The 20,407-nt window shown below is 28.1% G+C and carries 25 protein-coding genes; 5 read left to right on the forward strand and 20 right to left on the reverse strand.

All coding sequences use genetic code 11. From position 1 onward, the window contains the following. The first annotated feature begins 205 nt into the window (after window positions 1-205). The gene (locus B2S02_RS08860; RefSeq protein ID WP_346920583.1) at window positions 206-784 is read left to right on the forward strand and encodes a lytic transglycosylase domain-containing protein; all 579 of its coding nucleotides are present in this window, start codon (window positions 206-208) and stop codon (window positions 782-784) included. Between the two features lie 126 nt (window positions 785-910). Then, window positions 911-1,354, forward strand: coding sequence for a GNAT family N-acetyltransferase (locus tag B2S02_RS08865; RefSeq protein WP_346920584.1), 444 nt, complete (start codon window positions 911-913; stop codon window positions 1,352-1,354). Between the two features lie 110 nt (window positions 1,355-1,464). Here B2S02_RS08865 and B2S02_RS08870 read toward each other — a convergent pair whose 3' ends face one another. The 7 genes from B2S02_RS08870 to B2S02_RS08900 form a co-directional block, all read right to left on the reverse strand. Beyond that, window positions 1,465-1,929, reverse strand: coding sequence for a hypothetical protein (locus tag B2S02_RS08870; RefSeq protein ID WP_346920585.1), 465 nt, complete (start codon window positions 1,927-1,929; stop codon window positions 1,465-1,467). A 13-nt stretch (window positions 1,930-1,942) separates the two neighbouring features. Then, window positions 1,943-2,626 (reverse strand): DinB family protein, encoded by a 684-nt coding sequence (locus tag B2S02_RS08875; RefSeq protein ID WP_346920586.1) that lies wholly within the window; start codon window positions 2,624-2,626, stop codon window positions 1,943-1,945. Between the two features lie 63 nt (window positions 2,627-2,689). Continuing rightward, window positions 2,690-2,890 carry a hypothetical protein gene (locus B2S02_RS08880; protein WP_346877652.1) on the reverse strand — a complete coding sequence of 67 codons (201 nt, stop codon included), beginning with the start codon at window positions 2,888-2,890 and terminating at the stop codon, window positions 2,690-2,692. A gap of 27 nt (window positions 2,891-2,917) precedes the next feature. Next, a complete protein-coding gene (locus B2S02_RS08885; RefSeq protein WP_346877651.1) occupies window positions 2,918-3,142 on the reverse strand; it encodes a hypothetical protein in 225 nt (74 codons plus the stop codon). Between the two features lie 286 nt (window positions 3,143-3,428). Continuing rightward, window positions 3,429-4,343 carry a MerR family transcriptional regulator gene (locus tag B2S02_RS08890; RefSeq protein WP_346877650.1) on the reverse strand — a complete coding sequence of 305 codons (915 nt, stop codon included), beginning with the start codon at window positions 4,341-4,343 and terminating at the stop codon, window positions 3,429-3,431. A 120-nt stretch (window positions 4,344-4,463) separates the two neighbouring features. Further along, entirely contained in the window at window positions 4,464-5,333 is an 870-nt protein-coding gene (locus B2S02_RS08895; RefSeq protein ID WP_346920587.1) for an AraC family transcriptional regulator, read from the reverse strand. Window positions 5,334-5,421: 88 nt separating this feature from the next. Beyond that, window positions 5,422-6,174, reverse strand: a complete 753-nt coding sequence (locus B2S02_RS08900) for a sugar phosphate isomerase/epimerase family protein (protein ID WP_346920588.1) — start codon at window positions 6,172-6,174, stop codon at window positions 5,422-5,424. Window positions 6,175-6,326: 152 nt separating this feature from the next. Here B2S02_RS08900 and B2S02_RS08905 point away from each other — a divergent pair, with 152 nt between their 5' ends. Then, entirely contained in the window at window positions 6,327-6,683 is a 357-nt protein-coding gene (locus B2S02_RS08905) for a nucleotide pyrophosphohydrolase (protein WP_346920589.1), read from the forward strand. 518 nt (window positions 6,684-7,201) lie between these two features. Here B2S02_RS08905 and B2S02_RS08910 read toward each other — a convergent pair. The 9 genes from B2S02_RS08910 to B2S02_RS08950 all read right to left on the reverse strand — a co-directional run bounded on the left by B2S02_RS08910 (window position 7,202) and on the right by B2S02_RS08950 (window position 13,663). Next, window positions 7,202-7,876, reverse strand: a complete 675-nt coding sequence (locus B2S02_RS08910) for a hypothetical protein (protein ID WP_346847111.1) — start codon at window positions 7,874-7,876, stop codon at window positions 7,202-7,204. A gap of 27 nt (window positions 7,877-7,903) precedes the next feature. Then, window positions 7,904-8,572 carry a DUF4352 domain-containing protein gene (locus tag B2S02_RS08915; protein WP_346847110.1) on the reverse strand — a complete coding sequence of 223 codons (669 nt, stop codon included), beginning with the start codon at window positions 8,570-8,572 and terminating at the stop codon, window positions 7,904-7,906. 173 nt (window positions 8,573-8,745) lie between these two features. Next, window positions 8,746-9,195 (reverse strand): DUF2712 domain-containing protein, encoded by a 450-nt coding sequence (locus B2S02_RS08920; RefSeq protein WP_346847109.1) that lies wholly within the window; start codon window positions 9,193-9,195, stop codon window positions 8,746-8,748. A gap of 116 nt (window positions 9,196-9,311) precedes the next feature. Then, the gene (locus tag B2S02_RS08925) at window positions 9,312-9,779 is read right to left on the reverse strand and encodes a DUF2712 domain-containing protein (protein ID WP_346847108.1); all 468 of its coding nucleotides are present in this window, start codon (window positions 9,777-9,779) and stop codon (window positions 9,312-9,314) included. A gap of 199 nt (window positions 9,780-9,978) precedes the next feature. Beyond that, window positions 9,979-10,533 (reverse strand): hypothetical protein, encoded by a 555-nt coding sequence (locus B2S02_RS08930; RefSeq protein WP_346877647.1) that lies wholly within the window; start codon window positions 10,531-10,533, stop codon window positions 9,979-9,981. Continuing rightward, complete coding sequence (locus tag B2S02_RS08935; RefSeq protein ID WP_346847106.1) at window positions 10,517-11,191, reverse strand: ATP-binding cassette domain-containing protein; 675 nt, start codon at window positions 11,189-11,191, stop codon at window positions 10,517-10,519. The genes B2S02_RS08930 and B2S02_RS08935 overlap by 17 nt, the downstream gene beginning before the upstream one ends. A 31-nt stretch (window positions 11,192-11,222) precedes the next feature. Beyond that, on the reverse strand, window positions 11,223-12,095 hold the full coding sequence (locus B2S02_RS08940) for a hypothetical protein (RefSeq protein WP_346920590.1): 873 nt from the start codon (window positions 12,093-12,095) through the stop codon (window positions 11,223-11,225). Further along, window positions 12,088-12,852 (reverse strand): hypothetical protein, encoded by a 765-nt coding sequence (locus B2S02_RS08945; RefSeq protein ID WP_346920591.1) that lies wholly within the window; start codon window positions 12,850-12,852, stop codon window positions 12,088-12,090. The genes B2S02_RS08940 and B2S02_RS08945 overlap by 8 nt, the downstream gene beginning before the upstream one ends. Next, a complete protein-coding gene (locus tag B2S02_RS08950) occupies window positions 12,839-13,663 on the reverse strand; it encodes a hypothetical protein (RefSeq protein ID WP_346847103.1) in 825 nt (274 codons plus the stop codon). The genes B2S02_RS08945 and B2S02_RS08950 overlap by 14 nt, the downstream gene beginning before the upstream one ends. A gap of 462 nt (window positions 13,664-14,125) precedes the next feature. Here B2S02_RS08950 and B2S02_RS08955 point away from each other — a divergent pair, with 462 nt between their 5' ends. Continuing rightward, window positions 14,126-14,860, forward strand: a complete 735-nt coding sequence (locus B2S02_RS08955) for a hypothetical protein (RefSeq protein WP_346920592.1) — start codon at window positions 14,126-14,128, stop codon at window positions 14,858-14,860. Between the two features lie 167 nt (window positions 14,861-15,027). Here the strand turns inward: B2S02_RS08955 and B2S02_RS08960 are convergent, their stop codons facing one another. Continuing rightward, window positions 15,028-15,624, reverse strand: a complete 597-nt coding sequence (locus B2S02_RS08960) for a hypothetical protein (protein WP_346920593.1) — start codon at window positions 15,622-15,624, stop codon at window positions 15,028-15,030. 564 nt (window positions 15,625-16,188) lie between these two features. Here B2S02_RS08960 and B2S02_RS08965 point away from each other — a divergent pair. Further along, the gene (locus B2S02_RS08965; protein ID WP_346877643.1) at window positions 16,189-16,329 is read left to right on the forward strand and encodes a hypothetical protein; all 141 of its coding nucleotides are present in this window, start codon (window positions 16,189-16,191) and stop codon (window positions 16,327-16,329) included. A 296-nt stretch (window positions 16,330-16,625) separates the two neighbouring features. Here the strand turns inward: B2S02_RS08965 and B2S02_RS08970 are convergent, their stop codons facing one another. From B2S02_RS08970 to B2S02_RS08980, 3 genes are all read right to left on the reverse strand, one after another. Beyond that, window positions 16,626-17,156 carry a signal peptidase II gene (locus B2S02_RS08970; protein ID WP_346920594.1) on the reverse strand — a complete coding sequence of 177 codons (531 nt, stop codon included), beginning with the start codon at window positions 17,154-17,156 and terminating at the stop codon, window positions 16,626-16,628. A gap of 41 nt (window positions 17,157-17,197) precedes the next feature. Beyond that, a complete protein-coding gene (locus tag B2S02_RS08975; protein WP_346891668.1) occupies window positions 17,198-18,442 on the reverse strand; it encodes an MFS transporter in 1,245 nt (414 codons plus the stop codon). A 359-nt stretch (window positions 18,443-18,801) separates the two neighbouring features. Then, window positions 18,802-20,376: an amino acid carrier protein gene (locus tag B2S02_RS08980; RefSeq protein ID WP_346920595.1), complete on the reverse strand. Its 1,575-nt coding sequence runs from the start codon at window positions 20,374-20,376 to the stop codon at window positions 18,802-18,804. Between the last annotated feature and the right edge of the window lie 31 nt (window positions 20,377-20,407).

The following is a 20,407-nucleotide window of genomic DNA, read 5'->3' on the forward strand; positions in this document are numbered from 1 at the left end:
TAAATATTTATGTATATTTCACACTTTCCTTAAATGTAAATTAAATAATATAAATATATTAAACACTTAAGAAATTTGTAATGAATTCCTTAAGTGTTTTAATCTATAATTAAATTAAATAATCTAGTTATAGATAAGTATTAAAATATAAAAAAGTCTATAACTATTTCGTCTATTGCAAATAAGGCTTTGAGGAGGAACTTTTTTGAAGAAAAAAAGATTTAGTTTTAAAAAACTTTTATTTATTTTAATTATTATTGGTTGGGGTATGTTATTTATTTATTCTTTTAACAGTAAAAATCCTCATGAACAAGAAACCTTTCAGATTGAGTATAAAGATTCTATAAATAAATATTGTAAAGAGTTTGATGTTGATAAATATTTGGTGTATGCAATGATAAAACAGGAAAGCAATTTTAATAACCAGGCTATTTCTTCAGCTAAAGCAAGAGGTTTAATGCAGCTAACAAAAGATACCTTTAACTGGCTAAAACCTCAGTTAGGAGAAAGTTCTACCACCTATGATGATTTGTTTGATGCAGATACTAATATTCGATATGGTGTGTTTTTCATTTCTATCCTTCAGAAAAACTTTTCTGAGCAAAATACTGTAGTTGCAGCCTATAATGCGGGAATGAATATTACCACTGAATGGTTACAGGATAGTAATTATTCAAGTGATGGAGCAACACTAAATAACATCCCTTATAAGGAAACTGCAAATTATGTTGATATAGTGGACTATAATTATAAAAAGTATTTAGAAATATATAAAGATAAGTAACCTATAGAATATGAAATATAAAATACTCATTGATATTTTGTATTATATGTTATAATTTACTTATATTATCTCTAGCATTATACTATGAGCAACAATTATTTATAAAATATTGTGGAGGAATTCTAAATGAACTTAAACATATTTAGATGCGGTATCAATGAAATTTCATATATTAAAGATGCCATTATTAATGTTAAAAGCGAAGAAGATCCATGTTGTTTTAACAAGAAAGCTATAGAAAAATTTTTATCCAATGACGATAATTTGTTTTATGTTGCAGCAATGGATGAAAAAGTTGTTTCATATGCAATTGCTTATGTTCAAAGTCGTCTGGATACCACCCAAAGTATGATCTGCTTATATGAAATAGGTACATTAAAGTCCTGTAGAAAAAATGGTATTGGCAAAAGATTAATTAATAAAATTATTGAAGACGGAAAGTTAAATAATTCAATGAAAATATGGATTCCAACAAATATAAGCAACTCACCAGCATGTAAATTATATAGTAGTATTGGAGCAGAGGAACCAGAAATAAAGGATGACATTATTTATAATTTCAGATATTAATCATAATGCATAGATAAGTAAATTAAGGTGTAATAATCAAAATTAAGTGATTACTTGCAAAATACCCCATTATCCAAAATAGAATAATGGGGTATTTTATTTTTACATAATTATTTATAATTATTTATTTCTAGCTCTGCTTCCACAGGTAATTTTTCTTTTAAAATATTAATAACTTTATAGTAATCACTGGTTTTAAAATGAAAGGTTTGCTCCATAAAACCACCAAATAGTTTAACTTTTACATCCTTTGAATTAGTTACTTGAATTTTCTCAATCTCATTCCACAATATAATCTCTTTATATCTATACATTGATATAAAGCCTTGGGAGCTAATTCCTCCCTTAATCCAGCTGCTTATAAACGTAAAAATACATAACATTCCTATTACATAATGAATCCAAGTATTAGCATAAAAATACATAATGCCTATGAGAATAATAATACCAAACAATACAACAACAATCTCTATAAGCCTTTTTCTTATTGGTATTATTAAGGCTTTTATATATTTTAGTTGCTTTAGTATTATTAAAATAAGAAGCACTGAAATAATAATATCATTAATCTTCATTTATATCCTCCTGTTATAAAGCCTTTGATTTGGACTTCTTTTTTGCACTTAAAGATTCATTTATGTGTATCACTTGATGTCTAGTCATTGGCATTAATATAATTCCCGCTACATTCTTTCTACCCCAAAAATCAATAAGCCAATTTGATGCCTTTACATCCAATACTGCTCTCTCATCTAATATACGTTGCAATCTATGTTTATCAAAGTTTCTTTTCATATCCTGAGTGGAAAGATTCTCTACTATGTCTCTTGTCCTTCTTCCTACTTCAATTCTATAATTTTTTAATTCTTCCATATTTATATTTTTACTAAATTCCATAATATTATCTTCTGACATTGCATTACCAGTATCTGTGATATTGGAGTTGATTTTTTCTTGCCATTTTTCCCTATTAAATATCTGTTTATCGCCTGCAACTAATAAATTCATTGTTATATCCTCTATCCTAGTACAATGCCAAATGCCATAGGCGATAGTACGTCCCTTTTGATTTTGTGAAGTTCTAAATGTATTTTCATCTAACCCTTCCCATAATTCATCTTCAAAAGTTTTTTTATCTACTCCTGACATAATGGATAAATGGACCATTGAATGCAAACTTAAAGTCAAGCTTTTACTTTCTTGAATTTTATCTGGTTTCAATATTATCTTTCTTAATTCCTTAATATCATCGTTCCATGATTTTAAATCCACTTAATATACTCCCCTTTATTTGTTCCCTATGGTTTATAATTAATTATCAACTCTAAAATTAATTTAGTGTTTTACCTTTTTAGTAGCTACATAATCTACTAGCTTCCCCAATGCAAACCCAATAATAAGACCAGAACACACTCCTATCGATCCACGCCAAGAGTATGAAGAAAAGGTTCTATCTATGTAATATCCTATTGACATTCCAAAAAGAGCAAAAATACCTGGAGTGTATATCTTGTTACTTCTTTTATTTTTTATCAAGCACTTCACCTCTATAAATGTTATTGATTATAAAAATAACATATAAATAGCTACTCCCCCTGTAAAAATTACAGCTATAAATAACATAACTGCTTCAATTTTTCTATTATCTTTATAACTTTGTATTCCATTAAAAATATTTATTAAGGCAACTAGTAAAAGCATAATAGGAATATTGTTCCACTTACCTGTAATGTTTAATATAGCTACAATAATAACTAGAATAGTTAATAATATTTTTATTTTCTTCAATTGTGCATACTCCTTTGATATTTTTTCTTAAAGTTAATTATTAACTCTAAAATTAATTATACACTAATAAAAGTAAATTTAAAATAATTTTACCATAGACAACCTTAGTAATTATCCTGATGATTTACACTAGCATTTCTGCATTGACTTATAATCTAAATATTTTTTATCCTCAAATTGCTAAAAAACACTGCATATTCATTTCTGAATGTGCAGTGCTTTAAATTGATTAAACTTTAAACTAAGATATTATAGCTAGTTATATAAATGCTAACGATTCTAAAAGTTATTTTTTAGTTATTGGCTCCAGCAGATTTAAATAAAAATCATTTCCTTCACCACTAGGTATGTGTTCCTCAAGACATAGACGGCTTTCATCAACAGCATATGCATTATTATCTTTCAATAATCTCATTAATGTTTGCCATGAATCGTATACTTCATTAGTGCTATTTAACGATGCATATAGGCCACCTAGCAACCTTTTTTCTTCAAAATATTCTGGAATTACAACCTGTTCTGGTACAGTAATAGAAGCTGCCCATCCATACTCTGTACAACCTGGACTATATGCGGTGGTATTAAAACCAAAAATTCTAGCAGTACCCATTAAATGTTCTGACTCTGCCCAATCCAAAACTTTTTTTAGTGCTTCATCCTCTGGAGAAGTGCTTATCACATTACATACTGCTACCCTCATATCAGGTAAACTAACAATTCGTAATGCTCCTGAAGTAATTGCGTTATTTGCCATAATAATATCCTCCCATTGCTCTATCATATTATTTGTAGAAATGATTTGAAGTGCCAATGTTTCTTCCATATTCACAAGGTATTCTGACTCATTGGATGGAAGCTCCGTGGAGTTTATAATTGAAAGACATTTACTTAACAAGTTTTTTTGCTTAGTAATTACAATATTTTCTTCACTTAGCTTATTAATTTGATTTCTAATAATCTTTGAAGCAACTTTAGGGTCTGCACTGTCAATGATGATTTTTACAAATTTCAAAGGAATATCCAGTTCCCTAAGCAATGTTACAAGACGTATTCTCTGTAGTGCTTCATCATTGTACATACGCCAACCTGATTGTGGATCTCGGGTACTATAGAAAAGCCCCTTGTCTTCCCAGTGACGAAGTGTACGACTGGTTAACCCAAATTGTTCCGATACCTGATGAATTGGTTCAAAATGGCTCATTTAACCACCTCCTTTTTCAATCTATGAGGTCCTCATAAGAAAATAATATCATTTGACGCTACGTCAATTACAAGGGTATTTTAGAAGTTTTTTTAATAAGTTGCAATTATTTAATATTTTTTACTTTTTAATAATAGCAATCCAAACTTCTTGATGATTTTCTTGCATATAGCATTCAATTACAGGAAGATCAGCTAATTCATATCCTGAATTAGGAAGCCATTCACTATAAAATTGCTTATAAACCTTTTGAGTCGCATCTGGCAGTTCTCCATTAGCTTCAAAAATTGCCCATGTTGCAGCAGGGTAAGTAAACTCTTTCATTCCTTCAAGTACTGGAACATGTTTGCAGTTTGGTACATCAACATGATTTGTCACCGCTATGATGTATTCCATTTCTTCCGACTCTCCCCATTGTCCTCCTTGAGCAATTCCTAAAAAACCTGCAGGTCTATAGTCGGGAAAGTTGTCAAGGAACATTTTCATAGTTCCATCCTTCCATGAGTTTTCCCAAATCTGAGGAATTACTTCAAAGGCCTCGGATGTTTTTACTTTATGTGATACTCCCATTACTCTAAATTCAGGCCACTGTTCAATTTGATAATTCATATGATTTTCTCCTTTTATTGAAATTTGAAAGGAGAGCTTAGGACAGGATTTCAACTGTACAGTTTCATTTCTAACACTTGAAGGTAGTACTCCATGAAACTTTTTAAATGCCCTGGTAAATGAATCTTGAGATTCATATCCATACTTTAAAGAAATATCAATTATTCTTTCTGTGCTATTTAATAAATCAAAGGCTGCCATTGTTAATCGTCTGTTTCTTATATATTCCGATAAGGGCTTTTCCGCTATATATGAGAACATTCTTTGAAAATTGTAGACAGAACATCCAGCAATTTTTGAAATAGTTTCATAGGATATTTCATCATGAAGGTTTTCTTCTATATAATTTATAGACTCATTTAAATTTTTTATCCAATCCATTCTTCTCACTCCCAATTTAATAGTATCTTTATAAATATATTTACACTCGATATTTCATGCCCTATTTTGTAGCCTCATTATTATAAATTTACTTAGTTGTATTTCCCTTCTTTGAAGCTTCAATTATATTTTGAATTATTTTTTTAGATTCTAAAATATTCTCATCTGTATCAACAACTTCAAATATGATTTTTCCATCATAGTCCTTTAAGTAATTTTGAAAAATTAACCTAAAGTCAAGTTCACCTTGTCCAATAGGAAAATGTTCATGCTCTACATCAAAATGCTTATCTGCTATATGTATGCATTTAGGAAATTTCACTTTAAGTATTTCTTCCAAATGATTATAGTCATCTATATGAGCAATATCAAGGAGTAATTCAACATCTGGGTTTTTATCAAATACTACTTTTAAGTCACTTGGTGTATAGTTAATCTTGTCCATTACACTATTATTCTCAATATAAAGTTTTATATTGTTCTTTTTTAATAATTGGTTAGTCTTATAAATGTTGTCAGCAAGTAGATTTATAGTTTGAGAATTTATGATAAGACTTTTACATACGGGATGTATAATAACCTCTGTATGATTTAAATATTTTAATATCCTAATCAATTCATTATTATATTTATCATAATCATCAATATCATATACAGCATGAATTATTACTGGGAATTTTGAATTTAATACATATTCTTCTTTAGGAAATAATACCTTATCAAGTACTAATTCCCCTTTACTAAACCAAATTTGCATAAAATCAAATTTGGTTGATTTTGAAAAATCAATTTCATCTTTATAATTATTAAACCATCTTATACTTCTTCCATATTCTATCATAGTTATATATCCCCTTTTTTAATTTTCCGCACATAGCTCTAAAACTAAATATAAATTAATTGTACACCAATAAAAGTAAATACAAAACAACTTTCGTGATATAATATGTCTAATAAGTAAATAATTATAAGTTTACTGTTGGAGGTAGAAAAATGGCAGATTTAAAATTATCAGAAATTATGATCATGCAAAAGGAACTACAGGAAAAATATAAAGAAAAGTGGACTCCTCTTTGTGCAGAGAATGGTCGTAACAGCTTGTTATGGATGATAGAAGAGATGAGAGAAGTAATAGCGATAATTAAAAAACGTGGAGAAAATGATATTATGAATGATGAAACAGTTAGAGCTGCTTTTGTTGAAGAAATGGTTGATGTTATGATGTTCTACAACGATGCATTGATGTGCTTCGGGATTACACCTGAGGAATTTTCAGAAGCTTTCATAAAAAAGCATTGTAAAAATATGAATAGAGATTTTGATCTTGAACATAAAAAATATCTGCTTTAATATTACCTGAATTAATCATAGTAAAATTAAATAGATTTAAAAGTATCAGATTTTTCGGCTCAAAAATAAGCTTACAACCTTAAACTATTACGAACTAAAGTCCAGTGATTTCGAATCACTGCACTTTTAAATTAAATATATTACATACCTATAATATATTATCAACACTATTTTAAAACAGAGTCAAAAATAAAAGTAGAAAAAAATATACTTATTGCAAATAATGCAAATAAGGCAAACATATTTAGAATCAAAAATACTGTATCTAAAATAGTAGCTAATTTTTTTTCTTTTTCTAACATGCTACTCTTTTGTATCAAAGGAAATGCCACTAAGCTACCAACTATATAAAATATGTTAATTACTAAAAGATTTATAGCTACTGGAACTTCAAAAAAAATTTTGTAATAAATTCTATATAAATCACCTCCTGATATAGTTGACTATACAATATTTGATAAATAATTCAACATTGGATTTCTTTTCTTATCTTTCTATTCTAAAGCTTAATAATAAAATTAAAAATTTACTTCTACAAGTCTTTTCTTATCTTCGTCTTCTTTTCTGGTTGTGGCATCTTGCCTTTCAATTACAAGCCGCCCTTTATTAGTTTTTAATGATTGATCTGGAATTATGAATATAAGATCATAAGTATATTCTACTGATGGCTCAAACTCTGTTCTAAAATAATCTTTTCTCTCAAAACCATCTAATTTACTTGAAGAGACGCATTCACTATAATCACATTCATTAGTACTATTATTTTTATATACTACTAATCCCATACTATTTAAGTAGAGCTCCTTAACTTCTTTTGTATTATTCACAATAGTTAAATTAACTACTACATAAGAATTCTCTCCAGTTATGTTTCCACTTTCATCAAATGTATATCGTTCACTCCAATTTGTAGGTGCAGGAAAGTTTCCTTTTTCTTTTGATTCCATTGCTGAATTCACCTTATATGTATAAGGTCCAAAGGTAAACTCTTCTCCTACTTGAAAAATCCTTTTTTCACTTTCTTCTTTTGCTTCTTCTTTTTCAAGATTTCCTTCATCTTCTGCTACTTCTTCATTCTTCCAAACATTTTCTCCTGGAATAGGCATACCTTTAACTATAAGTATATAGATACTGCAAATAAACATTCCTGCTATAATTATTATGCAAATTACTTTACCCATTTTTCCTTTCACTTTTTACCTCCTTATATGAATATTCATTTAATGAAATTTTACTTCTACACATCTCATCTTATCTTCATATTCTTTTTCTGTTGAGGCATCTTGTCTTCTAATTACAAGCTGACCTTCATTGGTTTTTAATGATTCATCTGGAATTATAAATACAAGATCATAGGTATATTCTACTGATGGCTCAAGCTGTGTACTAAAATAATCTTTTCTTCCATAACCTTCTAGTTTACTTGAAGATAAACATTCACTATAATCACATTCATTAGTATTATTATTTTTATATACCGCTAATCCCATGCTGTTTAAGTAGAGTACCTTAACTTCTTTTGTATTATTCACAATAGTTAAATTGACTACTACATAAGAATTATCTCCAGTTATGTTGCCATTTTCATCAAATGTATATCTTTTTGAATAATCTGTAGGTGCAGGAAAGTTTCCTTTTTCTTTTGATTCCATTGCCGAATTAACTTTATATGTATAGGGTCCAAATGTAATCTCTTCTCCTATTTCATATAGCCTTAATTCACTTTCTTCTTTTTCAAGATTTCCTACATCTTCCTCTGCTACTTCTTCATTATTCCAAACATTTTTTCCTGGAATAGGCATACCTTTAACTATAAGTATATAGACACTGCAAATAAACATGGTTGCTATAATAATTTTTAAAATTAATCTCCCCATTTTTTCTTTCATTTTTTAATCTCCCAACACAATACTAATATAAAATTATATTTTTTTATAATATTGAACATGTCAAAATGTATACTAAAAACCTTCAACTTGAACACTTTTAAGATTTTCGTTAAAAAAGATTGTAAAATACAAATATATATCCTACAATCTTCTTTCTTAAATTTATCCTTAAATTATATGCTATCTGGACTCCATTTTCCAGATAAATATACCCTTAATTGATTTCCTGTCATACGAAGTTGTGCAGCATTATAACCTTTTTCATTTACATTATTAAGTAACTTTTTAGCTTGTCCCTTACCTACTAATACATTTCCATTGTAATTGCAGCATTCTTGCTGAGTTGGTCTAACAGAAGCATTACCAGCATCGTCGAAGACAGCATAGCCCCCCCATACATCAACGTAAACACTACAAGGTGAACCTAAATTAAATATATATGCTGATGAGTCATCTGACTTATATCTATATTTTGTTTCCACTATATTGTATCCAGAATAAAACTCTTTAAAATCAGTATCTACATAGTTATTTGCTTCAGCAATAGGTACTTTTACTGTCATTATTGTCATGAGTACCATTCCTAACATAATTCCTTTAAAAATATTATTTTTAATTTTCAATTGTCTTCCCCCTCTAAGAATAGGATGTCCTTTAATCCTATCTTGATAAATTTTTATAAATATAACTCAAACAATTAATCAAATCATAAGTATACTATTTTATTTTCGATATTTTATTATATACTATCTGGACTCCATAACCCTGATAAATTTACCCTTAATTGAGTTCCTGTCATTCTAAGTGATCCAGCATTATAATTTCTTTCATTTACATAGTTAGGTAACTTTTTAGCTTGTCCTTTTCCTACTAATACATTATTCTGACTAACATTACAAGAAGCTTCTTGTCCGTCATATTTATAAAAAACCATTCCTCTGCCATCTCTAGCAATTTCAAACTTACCTCTAGCACCCCATACATCAACATAAACACCACAAGGTGACCCTGAATTATTTATATATGACGAAGAGTCATCTTCCTTAGGTCTGTACTCCGTATTCACAGTATTATATCCTGAGTAAAAACCTCCAAATCCAGTGTCTGTATAGTTATTTGCTTCTGCGATAGTTAATTTAGCTGACATAATGGTCATAAGCGTCATTCCTAACATAATTCCTTTAAAAATATTTTTTTTAATTTTCAATTGTCTTCCCCCTTATTTAATAGGGTACGTTAACCCTATCTTAAACTTTTAAAATATAATTTGATTAATCATTTTAAGTTCTATGCATTTTATTATATCTTGAAAATTTTACCTTATATACGTAAAGTATTTACAAAGATAACTCCCCTAGTTTTTTTGTTATTAACTTTAACAATAACTACTTAGAGCTTATATATTATTAAATCTCAAGTTTAACATACTTTTTTATTGGATATATATCTAATGTTAAACGAAATTTTACTTCCTCAATTCTTTTCCAACTACTTTTATCATATTGAAAATCAAACATTTCATAGGGTAAATCTAATGTGATTTCTTCATTTGGGGCTAAAGTTAAGCTTGGACTTGCCTCTTCTCCATTAATTGTAATAAACATTTCATAATTTAAACCATTATGCCAATCAATAGATTCCGCTTCAAAAAAATCACATTCTATGCTTTGCTCTTTACTACTTGTATTCTTGAAGTTAACTGTTGCTACAATAGCTTTTCTTTCATCATTCTCAAAAAAAGTAGATTCTTCTAGATTCATATTTTTTATTTCATTGTCAGATATAAACTTAGCTTTTTCTACCTTTACTGTAATTCCTCTATATTCAAAGGTATCCCCTAGGTTATAAGCTTCTACAGGTGCCTGAGGATACTTATTGTTTATGTAATTATATCTTAGTCCAATTACTATAACTAAAATAAAAATAATAGCCAGTGATATTACTTTACTTTTCTTCTTCATAACTATCACCTTCCTTTTGGCGTTTATTATATGGTTTTAACCTTCCATTTTCCATAAAGAAAATTTCATCAGATAAAAATTCTAGTTCCTCACTATCATGACATGAAATAATTATTAATGCTCCTGCATCACGATATTTTTGTAATGTTTTTCTTAAAGATATTACACTACTTTCATCAAGGGCATTAGTTGGTTCATCTAGAATAATTATCTCAGGCTCTTCCATTATTGCAGCTGCTATTCCTAGTTTTTGTTTCATACCTAATGAATACTTTTTAAACTTCTTTTTTTCCTTTGGATCAAGTCCAACCATAGTTAATACTTCATTAATTTTATTATCATCTATCTTACCTTGTATTTCTGATAATATTTTAAGATTTTTAAATCCGGAATAATTAGAAATAAAACCTGGACTTTCAATTAAGGCTCCCAAACTGTTTGGAAAAGAAATATCCTTTCCAAGAACTTGTCCATCAATTATAACTTCACCTTCAGTTGGTAAAATAAGACCACAAATAGCTCGCATTAACATAGTTTTCCCTGAACCATTTTTTCCTTTTAATCCATATATTTTACCATTGGTCATTTTTATATTTATATTATCAAGAATTAAATTTCCTGAAATTCTTTTTGTTAAGTTTCTTACTTCTATCTCCATATTCATGCTCCTTATTTTCTCATTTAAATAATTACTTTTCTAAAATATCATACCTTTTAATTTTATTTGCTCCTATAAATATGGTCGCTATTGATAATACTACACATATAACTATTCCATATACTATACTTACTCCACTGTCTCCAATGTTTAAATTACTACGTAATATCATTAAATAATTACCTATAAAAAATGAATTACAATAAAAAGGTGTTAGAGTTAAAACAGTAATGATAAACATGTTACTTATAATTGAATTAGTAAAGAGTGAAATTAATAATTGTATTAATGAAAAAGTAATGGATGTAATAAGTGGAAGTATTATTCCGACTACGAGTATTCCTTTAAAATTAAACTTTGAAATGTCTAGATTTGATAATATCAGATTTAGCTCCTTTGATAGTTCCAGTGATAATCCTCCGTGGAAAAGTGAAAAAACTGTTATGACAATGATAGAAATCGTATAATAGATTAGAACATTATATATGACCCATAGACACTTAGAAAGCCACCATGAAACTCTGCTTTTAGTTCTAATTAATACCTGAATTCCTGATTCACTTAAATCCTTCAATGGAAAATATCCAATGATAATGCTTAAATATATATTTACTAAAAACCATTGAGGCAGCTTATCTTGTAGTTCAACTGCATTTCCATCAAAAACATTCATTCCTCTAAACATAAATAATATAAAATCTGAAAAAGAAATTTCTTTACTAATCTTATTAAATTGTATAATTTTTTCAGCTCTTATTTGAAATACAAAACATAAAAATACAAATATACATAGAGCTATTGCATATCTTTTCCATCCCTCTATAGTACCTTTATAAAAATCATGTTTAATCTGTAAAAAGAAACTTCCTTTTTTCTTTTCATCACCAAATTTTATATTATTCATAATAAAATTCCTTTCTTTTTCCCAGAATAACTCCTAATATTATTGCTATTAATATAAGAACTATGCCATATGAAAACCCAATAATTAATTTATAGATGCTATTAATTGCTGTGTAATCAATATTTATCACTTTACATACAATTGGTACTGAAATTTCTAAAAATCCCAAGGTTACAACAAACAACCAGCTTATAATCTTCTTATTTGTTATCCAATATATTAATAATGAAATAGTTAATATTAGAATAATTCTGATAAAGGAACATAATAAAAACATTGTAATTACATAGTTTAAACTTATAGAGCTACATACAGTTTTATTTATTTTAAAGTAAATACTATTCACATTATTCCAGTTTATAAAGTGTGTAGTCATTAATCCCTCAAAGAAATAAGTGCAAAGGGAAATCCATATTGAAGAAAATATAGATAATAAGCTTATCTTATATACCTGCTTTATCCATAATAAAGTCCTACTTTTTTGTTTTATAATACTATTTATCCTTAGGTCATCTTTAATAATGTTAAAAAGCATAAAATTTGCTAAAATCATAATTTCAATTCCAAAAAACCAATATGCTGATACGTATATAAATGCATCTGCCACACTTTGAACATTATGAGTAAACACTCCACTTCTAATATGAAATAAAATTATAATAGCTAAAATAATCATATATCCTATGATTATTAGATAGTTACATTTTATATTTCTTAAAAACTCTTTTGTCCAATTTTTTAAATTAGTATATATCATCTTTCACTCCCTTGAAGAAAAACATACCAAATGTAATGATTGATAATCCAATAATTTCTCCTAAAACTACATATCCATTACATACTTCAAATCCTGGCTGCAAAAAATAGAAGGGAATATATTTAGCTAAATTAAAAGAACCTAGTACTGTGTAAACAAATATATATACTATAAATGGTGTAATTAACGCCATGAACCTATATTCAATGAAGAAACTCACTGATAACCCAATAGTAGCTATCAATCCACTAAAAATAAAATCTATCATTAAAAATCCAATTAAATATATATAAGGATGTGTAAAAAATAATTTACTCCATAAATGTGTTGGTCCTATTGCAAAGCTTTGAGTTACTTGAGGTACAAATGAGGGTAAAAACATAGCTGCAATAATCAAATTAACAAGTAGTGGTATAGTTATAGCTAATCCACCTGAAATGAAGGTAGCTATATATTTTGCTAAAAAATAATCCTTCTTTTTCGTTCTAATAAGAACATTTTTTATATATCCACTTTTTCTGTCAGTAAAAAAGGTATCTGCAAATGGTATTGCCGCTAACAATGGCAATAAGGCAAAAAATATATAGCTCTGTGGAAGTATATTAATATTACCAATCCACGCCTGAAATACGGTGGTTGGGGACGCCATTGGATAATTATCCACCACAACCCTTTCATTAAAATTGGCTATTGGGATAACATATGTAAAAATTTGTGACACTGTAATTAATAGCCCTAAAAAAAGTACAAGAGCCATAGTTTTACTTTTAATCGCTCTACTCAATTCAATCTTTATAAGTTTATTTTTCAAAATCTCACCTTCAATTCTAATAAATCACTTTAGTATATTTTTTACTATATTATTATATTTTTCATTAAATAACAAATTTAATATATTTATAGCGTTAACTTCTGTCAATTTATACATATTTATTTGTTTGCTTACAGAAAGCAAATATTAAAATGGTTACCTTTAAAGTATATCAAAATAAACTTTTAATTAAATAAAAGATACTTGAAAAGTCTAAATCTTAACTTAAGTTTCTTATTTTAAAATTATTTAGACTTTTAGAAGTAAATTTAAGTGAAACTTACTTTAATAGCTAATTTATAAAATAAACTTAAATTGTAAAATATATAAATTATTTTCAAAATGTAATATTGCCAAATGAACGTAAATGAACTATTGATATAGCTTATTATATAGAAAGAGGAACATTCAATTGAATTCTCTGATAAAATTTTAGAACAATCACCTGAGAATAAAAAAATCATGCAAGAGTATTTAAAAGAAAACTATAGTTCTATAGATTTAGAAGATGAAAGTGAATTTAAAGATTTAGCCATTATGGATTCAGATAAATTTGATGAAACTTCTGCTCAATGTTCAAAGGAATTGCAAGAGGATATAGAAAAGAAGGAAGATATATATAGAAAGTATCTTGGAGAAAAATTCACTAGTTTTAACCTTGTAAATTTTAACGTATTAAATCGAATAGAAGCTTATAAGCATAAGGATAATCATATTGATTGGGATAACACTAGAGATAAAATGATATATGAAAACTTTAAAATTCTTCAAAAGGAATTGCCTAAGGGAAAGTATTATGGACAATTGGGACTTAACCATACATTTCAAAGTAAAGAAAAAGATAAAATGTGGTTTGCTGCCTATCTAAATTCTGATGACTCAATATTTAAAGATAAGCTTTTGACAGTAATATATAACTATGATAATTGTGAGAAAATTAATATATCAGGGAATGGTAGATATTCCCCACATAAGTTCGCAGTTGTTTATCCACAAGTTAAGGAAACTAATGATTTATTAGAAGGCAATTTGAATATTTATAAATTAACAGGTGAGGATTCACCTTTTTCTGAAACACCAATGTATTATACTTATAATGGAGAAGAACTAGAAGCAAACATGTTAGATTTTTTTCAATATATCGTTTGTATAAGAGAATCTAAAGCAGCAGAGCCACTTAATGATGAGTATAATTAACTAAAATAAGATATAACTAGTAAAATATATAATCATATAAAGCTATAACATTCAAATAAATTCAGTTTATACCATTTACTTTTATAAGTAAATTAAGAAGACTTCTATAAAGAAAATAATATAAACACTAAGGAACTCCATAGAATAACTTCTGTGGAGTTCCTTAATTATTCCAATTTTAAATACAGATTGTTATCTATTATTTTATAGTCACATTTATCTGAAAAATTTTCCTTAATATTTTCAAGTTTATGCCTATTTCTTTTAACAATAAATCCACTTATTACCGCAGTATTATCATCTTCCCATGAAATGTCCATTCTTATAACGTGATCATCATTAAACTCGCCCTCTATTTTAGGTGCCTTAATTGTTTTTTTAAAGAAAGAGCCTACTTTTTTATAAAATCTTACATTAGCACTTGGGTACCATGAAGTTTGAATATTTACTATTAATATATTTTCATTATTTGGTGAGGTATATTCTTCTGAAGTACGAAATCTATCATCTAAACCATTACCAATATGTAATGTAAATACATAAATGAACAAAAATATAACTGTTATCAACATGTAAGAAAATTTTTTCATCATAAATACTAAAACCATTGCTAAAATAGAATAGATAGCAATGTATGTATAAATGATTTTGTCATCATTCAATAGTGTAATTCCAAATTGTAAATCAAGAACCAATTTTATTCCTGGTATTAAAATTAATAAAGCAATTATAAAATATTTTATTATTTTAAACCTTTCTTTCATCAAATATCCTCCCCGAATAAAGCAAAAAATATATAGCTGCAGATGAAATACATCTAAAACCTGCACTTTTTAAAAAATAAGATATCAAAATTTAAGGCAAATATCAGCGGAATTTAATCATGCAAAGTTGAAGCAAACGGAACTTAGTTTTGCAAGCTGATTTCCGTAGGCTTATTAAGCTTGCTTATAATCCCTAAAAAATGGTTATCTTATATAAATTATAGCTTGTTTTAGGTCTTTTGACCACAAATTTAGGCTTTAAAACTGACTTTACTCTTGTGGTTGCAATAGCTTGCGCTAAAACGGAAGTTAGTTTTTCATTCAACGTCTCTCTTATTTTGAAGTCAATATTTACTGAAAATCCATTTGATCCAACGTTTGTCTAAAAAGCTTCGCTAATTGGGACTTCGCAAAAAAGCTAATCTAAATAAATATTGAATAAGCACTTATATTATTAATGCTCAACCGTTTCGGAATATTGCTCAAGGGTGGAGATTTAATCAAATTATTGTAATAATATCACTCCATTGGTATAATTGTATATGTAAAGATGGAGGTAATGTTATGAAAAAGAGATTAATAAGTGTTTTTTTATGTGCAATTATAGCTTTAAGCCTTGTAGGTTGCGGATTCATTGATGGATTTAAAGAAGGATTTAATGAAGGACTTAATGAATCAGAACAAGAGAAGAGTGAAAGTAATTAAGTAATTTAGTTATATAAGCTAACAATAATATATATTAATTATGGGGACTTACATAGGGAATTGAATTGCAGTGGAAATATTCGGAAAGAAAAATAAGAATGGTGATAGAAGTGTCAATTTATCAATAGAACGGGTACACCCTACATACATATAAAAATAAGCCACATGTTGAATATTAATTCCACATGCGGCTTTTCTTGTTTCCATTATTTATTTAGAAGTTGGCAAATAATTTTAGAACAATGTTACTTAACTGCAACTTTTAATTCTTGTTCTTTTCATGATGAAATATATGGTTATAATTTTCGTAGAATATATTTAGTAAAATCTTTTACTATATCATCATCAATTTGATTTAAAACTTTGTTTCTAAAGAGCAATGCTAAGATTAGCAACCCCATAAAAATATTAATATATACATCTTTTAAGTCAAAGGTAAAATAACCATTTACTAATATGTAGTCCAAACTACCATTCCAAAAAATCTTGTCAATTAATGAACACATAGCACCAGAAAATATGAAAGCATACATAATATTAATAGTTTTGTTAGGTCCAAATTGTTTATTTAGATATTTATAAAACAGATATATTAGTATACTCATAGTTGCTACTATTGAAATATGAATCCATTTACCGATACCTAATTGCAACATAGAATTAAACCATGAATAGTCCCTATTGAACATAGGCTTAAAGTATAATAAAGGAGGCCATATAGGAAATTTTTTGTCAAGAAAATTGTTATTAATTACTATTTTAATAGCCTGTTCCATTGATATTAAAATAAGCACTGCTATACCTGTTTTTTTGTTTTGAATTTTCATATTTATTCTACACCACCCAATATAGATAATATTATCACAGTTTACAAAACTTTGAAACAATTATTCCCCTTTAAAACTCTTCTGCTCCCAAAGCTTATTATGAAAAGAATCACTGCAAGTACTATAAAAGCTACCCTTAATGAAGTTACTTGTCCTATAACCCCTAATAATGGAAATATCATAATCATAAATATACTGAAGCATATACTTTGAACAGATATTAAGGTTGCTCTTTGAGCTGATGGGATAAGCTTATTTATATAGTCAGAGCTAACAGGATATAGGATATTTATACTTATAGAAAACATAATAAATCCTATGATAGAAATTAAATTCTTACTGCTAATAAGAACTATAAGCCACACTCCTCCTAACATTGGGACTATATAAAGCATAGCTTTTTTTAATTTTCTTTCTACTTTATAGGCGAATTTTGCTCCTATTGCACAGCCTATACTTGATATTACATAGATTATTGCTATGAAACTTCTAGAGTATCCCATTTCACTAAAATACTGTTGAGTATAAAAATGAGTAGTTGTGCCGGTCATAAATATTAATTCAAAAAACATCATTATTAGTATAATTTTTTTATTAGATTTCATTACTTCATAACAGCTTTTAAAATGACCTACTATAGTAACTCTTTCCTTTGCCTCTTCATGAAATTCTGGTTCTTTAAATCCAAAGGAAATTCCTAGTGCACATATACTTACAATGGCTGCTAATCCATAGCTATATGTAAAGGAGTAATCTGATAATATTCCTCCAACTAATACAGCTATTCCTTGGGCTACTTCAATTATAAAATTTAAATTTCCATTTATCTTTAGATATTTTTCCTCTTCTCCTGTAACCTTTAAGGAGTCATAAACTAAGGCTTCTTCTGAGCCTGAGTTTAAATTATAAGATATGGCGGATATTACAAAGGCAATGGCAAACCCTAAAAAACTATTGCAAAACAGCATTAAGATTGCCCCAATTGCGGACATTATCCTTCCAAGTATTATAGTATTCTTTCTTCCAACAATATCAGCAATGGCTCCTGTTGGAACTTCACATATTAAACTGGTTATATGGTGAACTGATTCTAAAAGTCCTATTTCTATAAGAGACATGCCTTTATGAGCTAAATATAATACCCAAATGGCAGAGCTTATATCTATGGAAGATAAAAACTTATACATATAATCAATTTTTATATTTTTCTTTATCCTGGTTAAGTAATCTACGCTCTTCCCTTTATTAATTTTATTTATATTTAAACTTTCTTTTACGTTATTCATTGTAACTCCCCCTAATGATTTCTATAAGTAAAGCTTCATAGAAGCTAAGAACTCTGTTAATTAGCATAATAAAAGACTCTATTATTAAGAATTTAATCTTATAATAAAGTCTTGGAGTTACTTTTGAAGTTGAAGGACTATTATTCCTGCAAAATCATCTTAAAAAAAGATACAGTAACCCCTTGGTTTTCAATATTGCAGTTTTAGTCATAGAACTGCTGCTCATTGGGGTATATCCTTTTTTTATATTAAGATATCTCACAGTCATTTCCTCCATTTTTTCTTATATAATTTATTATATCATATGGGTAATATTTTAGTATACATTATTATCCTATTTTTTTATATAATTTAAATATTTACATAGATACTTCTTTCTCTTCTTTATAATCATCAATTCCATAGTTTCCCCAGCAAGGAGTTTCAATTCCTATATCTAGAGAGTTAAACTTTGCGCCTTTAGTGCTATTATAATTATCTAAAGCTTTAAATACAATTTTACATCCTAATAGTAATATAGGTACATTGGCATATACAACTAGTATGTTTACTAAGTCAGATATATACCATAGGTTCCCTAGTTCTAGTCCTGATAAAACTGTTAAACAACCAAAAGGTACAAATATAAAGGCACCTAAACTTCTTATGGTATTAATACATTTCTTACTTTTTGATATAAAGTTTCCTGATATCTCTGCAAATAGAATCATTCCAAGTAAGGTTGTAAATGCAAATAATCCATAGCATAAAGATATTATTATAGTAGCAATTGAGTCAAAGGCTGTACCTGGAATTAAGTATTGTACAGAGGTTAAATAAACTGTTAGCTTAGAACCTTTTATACTCTCCCAAGCCACTCCTGATTCAGCTGCCCAAAGGCTTGCCATAACTACAACTATTCCTGTCATTGTGGCAATTACCATAGTATCTAAAAATACTCCTAGAGCTTGTACTAATCCTTGTTCTACTGGATGATCAGTATCTGCAGTAGCTGCGGCCATAGTTATAGTACCTTGTCCAGCTTCATTTGACATAAGACCTCTTTTTATTCCTTGAGCAAGTGCTACACCAAAGGCCCCACCAAAGATGGCTTGTGGTTTAAATGCCCCTGCAAATACTGCTGTGAAAAACACAGGTACTTTATCTAAGTTAAATATAATTATTACTAATGTTATTCCTACATAAATTATAGCCATTATAGGCACTAACTTATCTGTAACCTTGGTAACACCATTTATCCCTTTAAATACAGTAACTACAACTGAAGCTATTAATAATATAGTAATTGCATAGTATAGTAATGATTGTCTTTCATAAACTGTTCCTGTAATTGTTTCTACTACTGAACTTAAACTAGTTACAATATTAAAGGTTTGAGCTGGTATACAGAACATTGCATATACAATAAATAAAACAGCTAGTACTATTCCTATTGCTCTTTTATTACCTAAAATCTTCATCCCATAAAAAGGTAGTCCTCCAACAAACTCATCGTCCTTTTTCTCTTTAAAAATTTGAGCTAAAACTGCTTCTACAAAGGCTGTAGCCATTCCAAAGAAGGCAGAAACCCACATCCAAAATATAGCTCCTGGTCCTCCTACACTAATTGCTCCTGTAACTCCTACTATATTCCCAGGTCCTATTCTCATGGCTGAACTTAGTAGAAATGATGCTAAAGGACTAATACCAGCTTCATGAGATTTCTTCTCTGCAAGTATTTTAATCCCTTTTTTAAACTTAGTACATTGAACAAAGCCCATTTTAAATGTGAAATATATACCTGATCCTACTAAAAGTAAGATGGCTAAAGAAAACTTTCCTATTATAGGAATATTAGAATACCATTGAAAATTAGTTGGGAAATCCCATAAAAAGTCTGCCACTGGTACTATAAACTCAAATATTTTATTTATGGAGTTAAAAAATCCTTCCATTGTTATATCCCCCCGAAATTTTATAATGTGT

It is taken from the genome of Clostridium sp. UBA7339 (assembly GCF_002470865.1).
GTDB classification, from domain to species: Bacteria; Bacillota; Clostridia; order Clostridiales; family Clostridiaceae; genus Clostridium_J; species Clostridium_J sulfidigenes.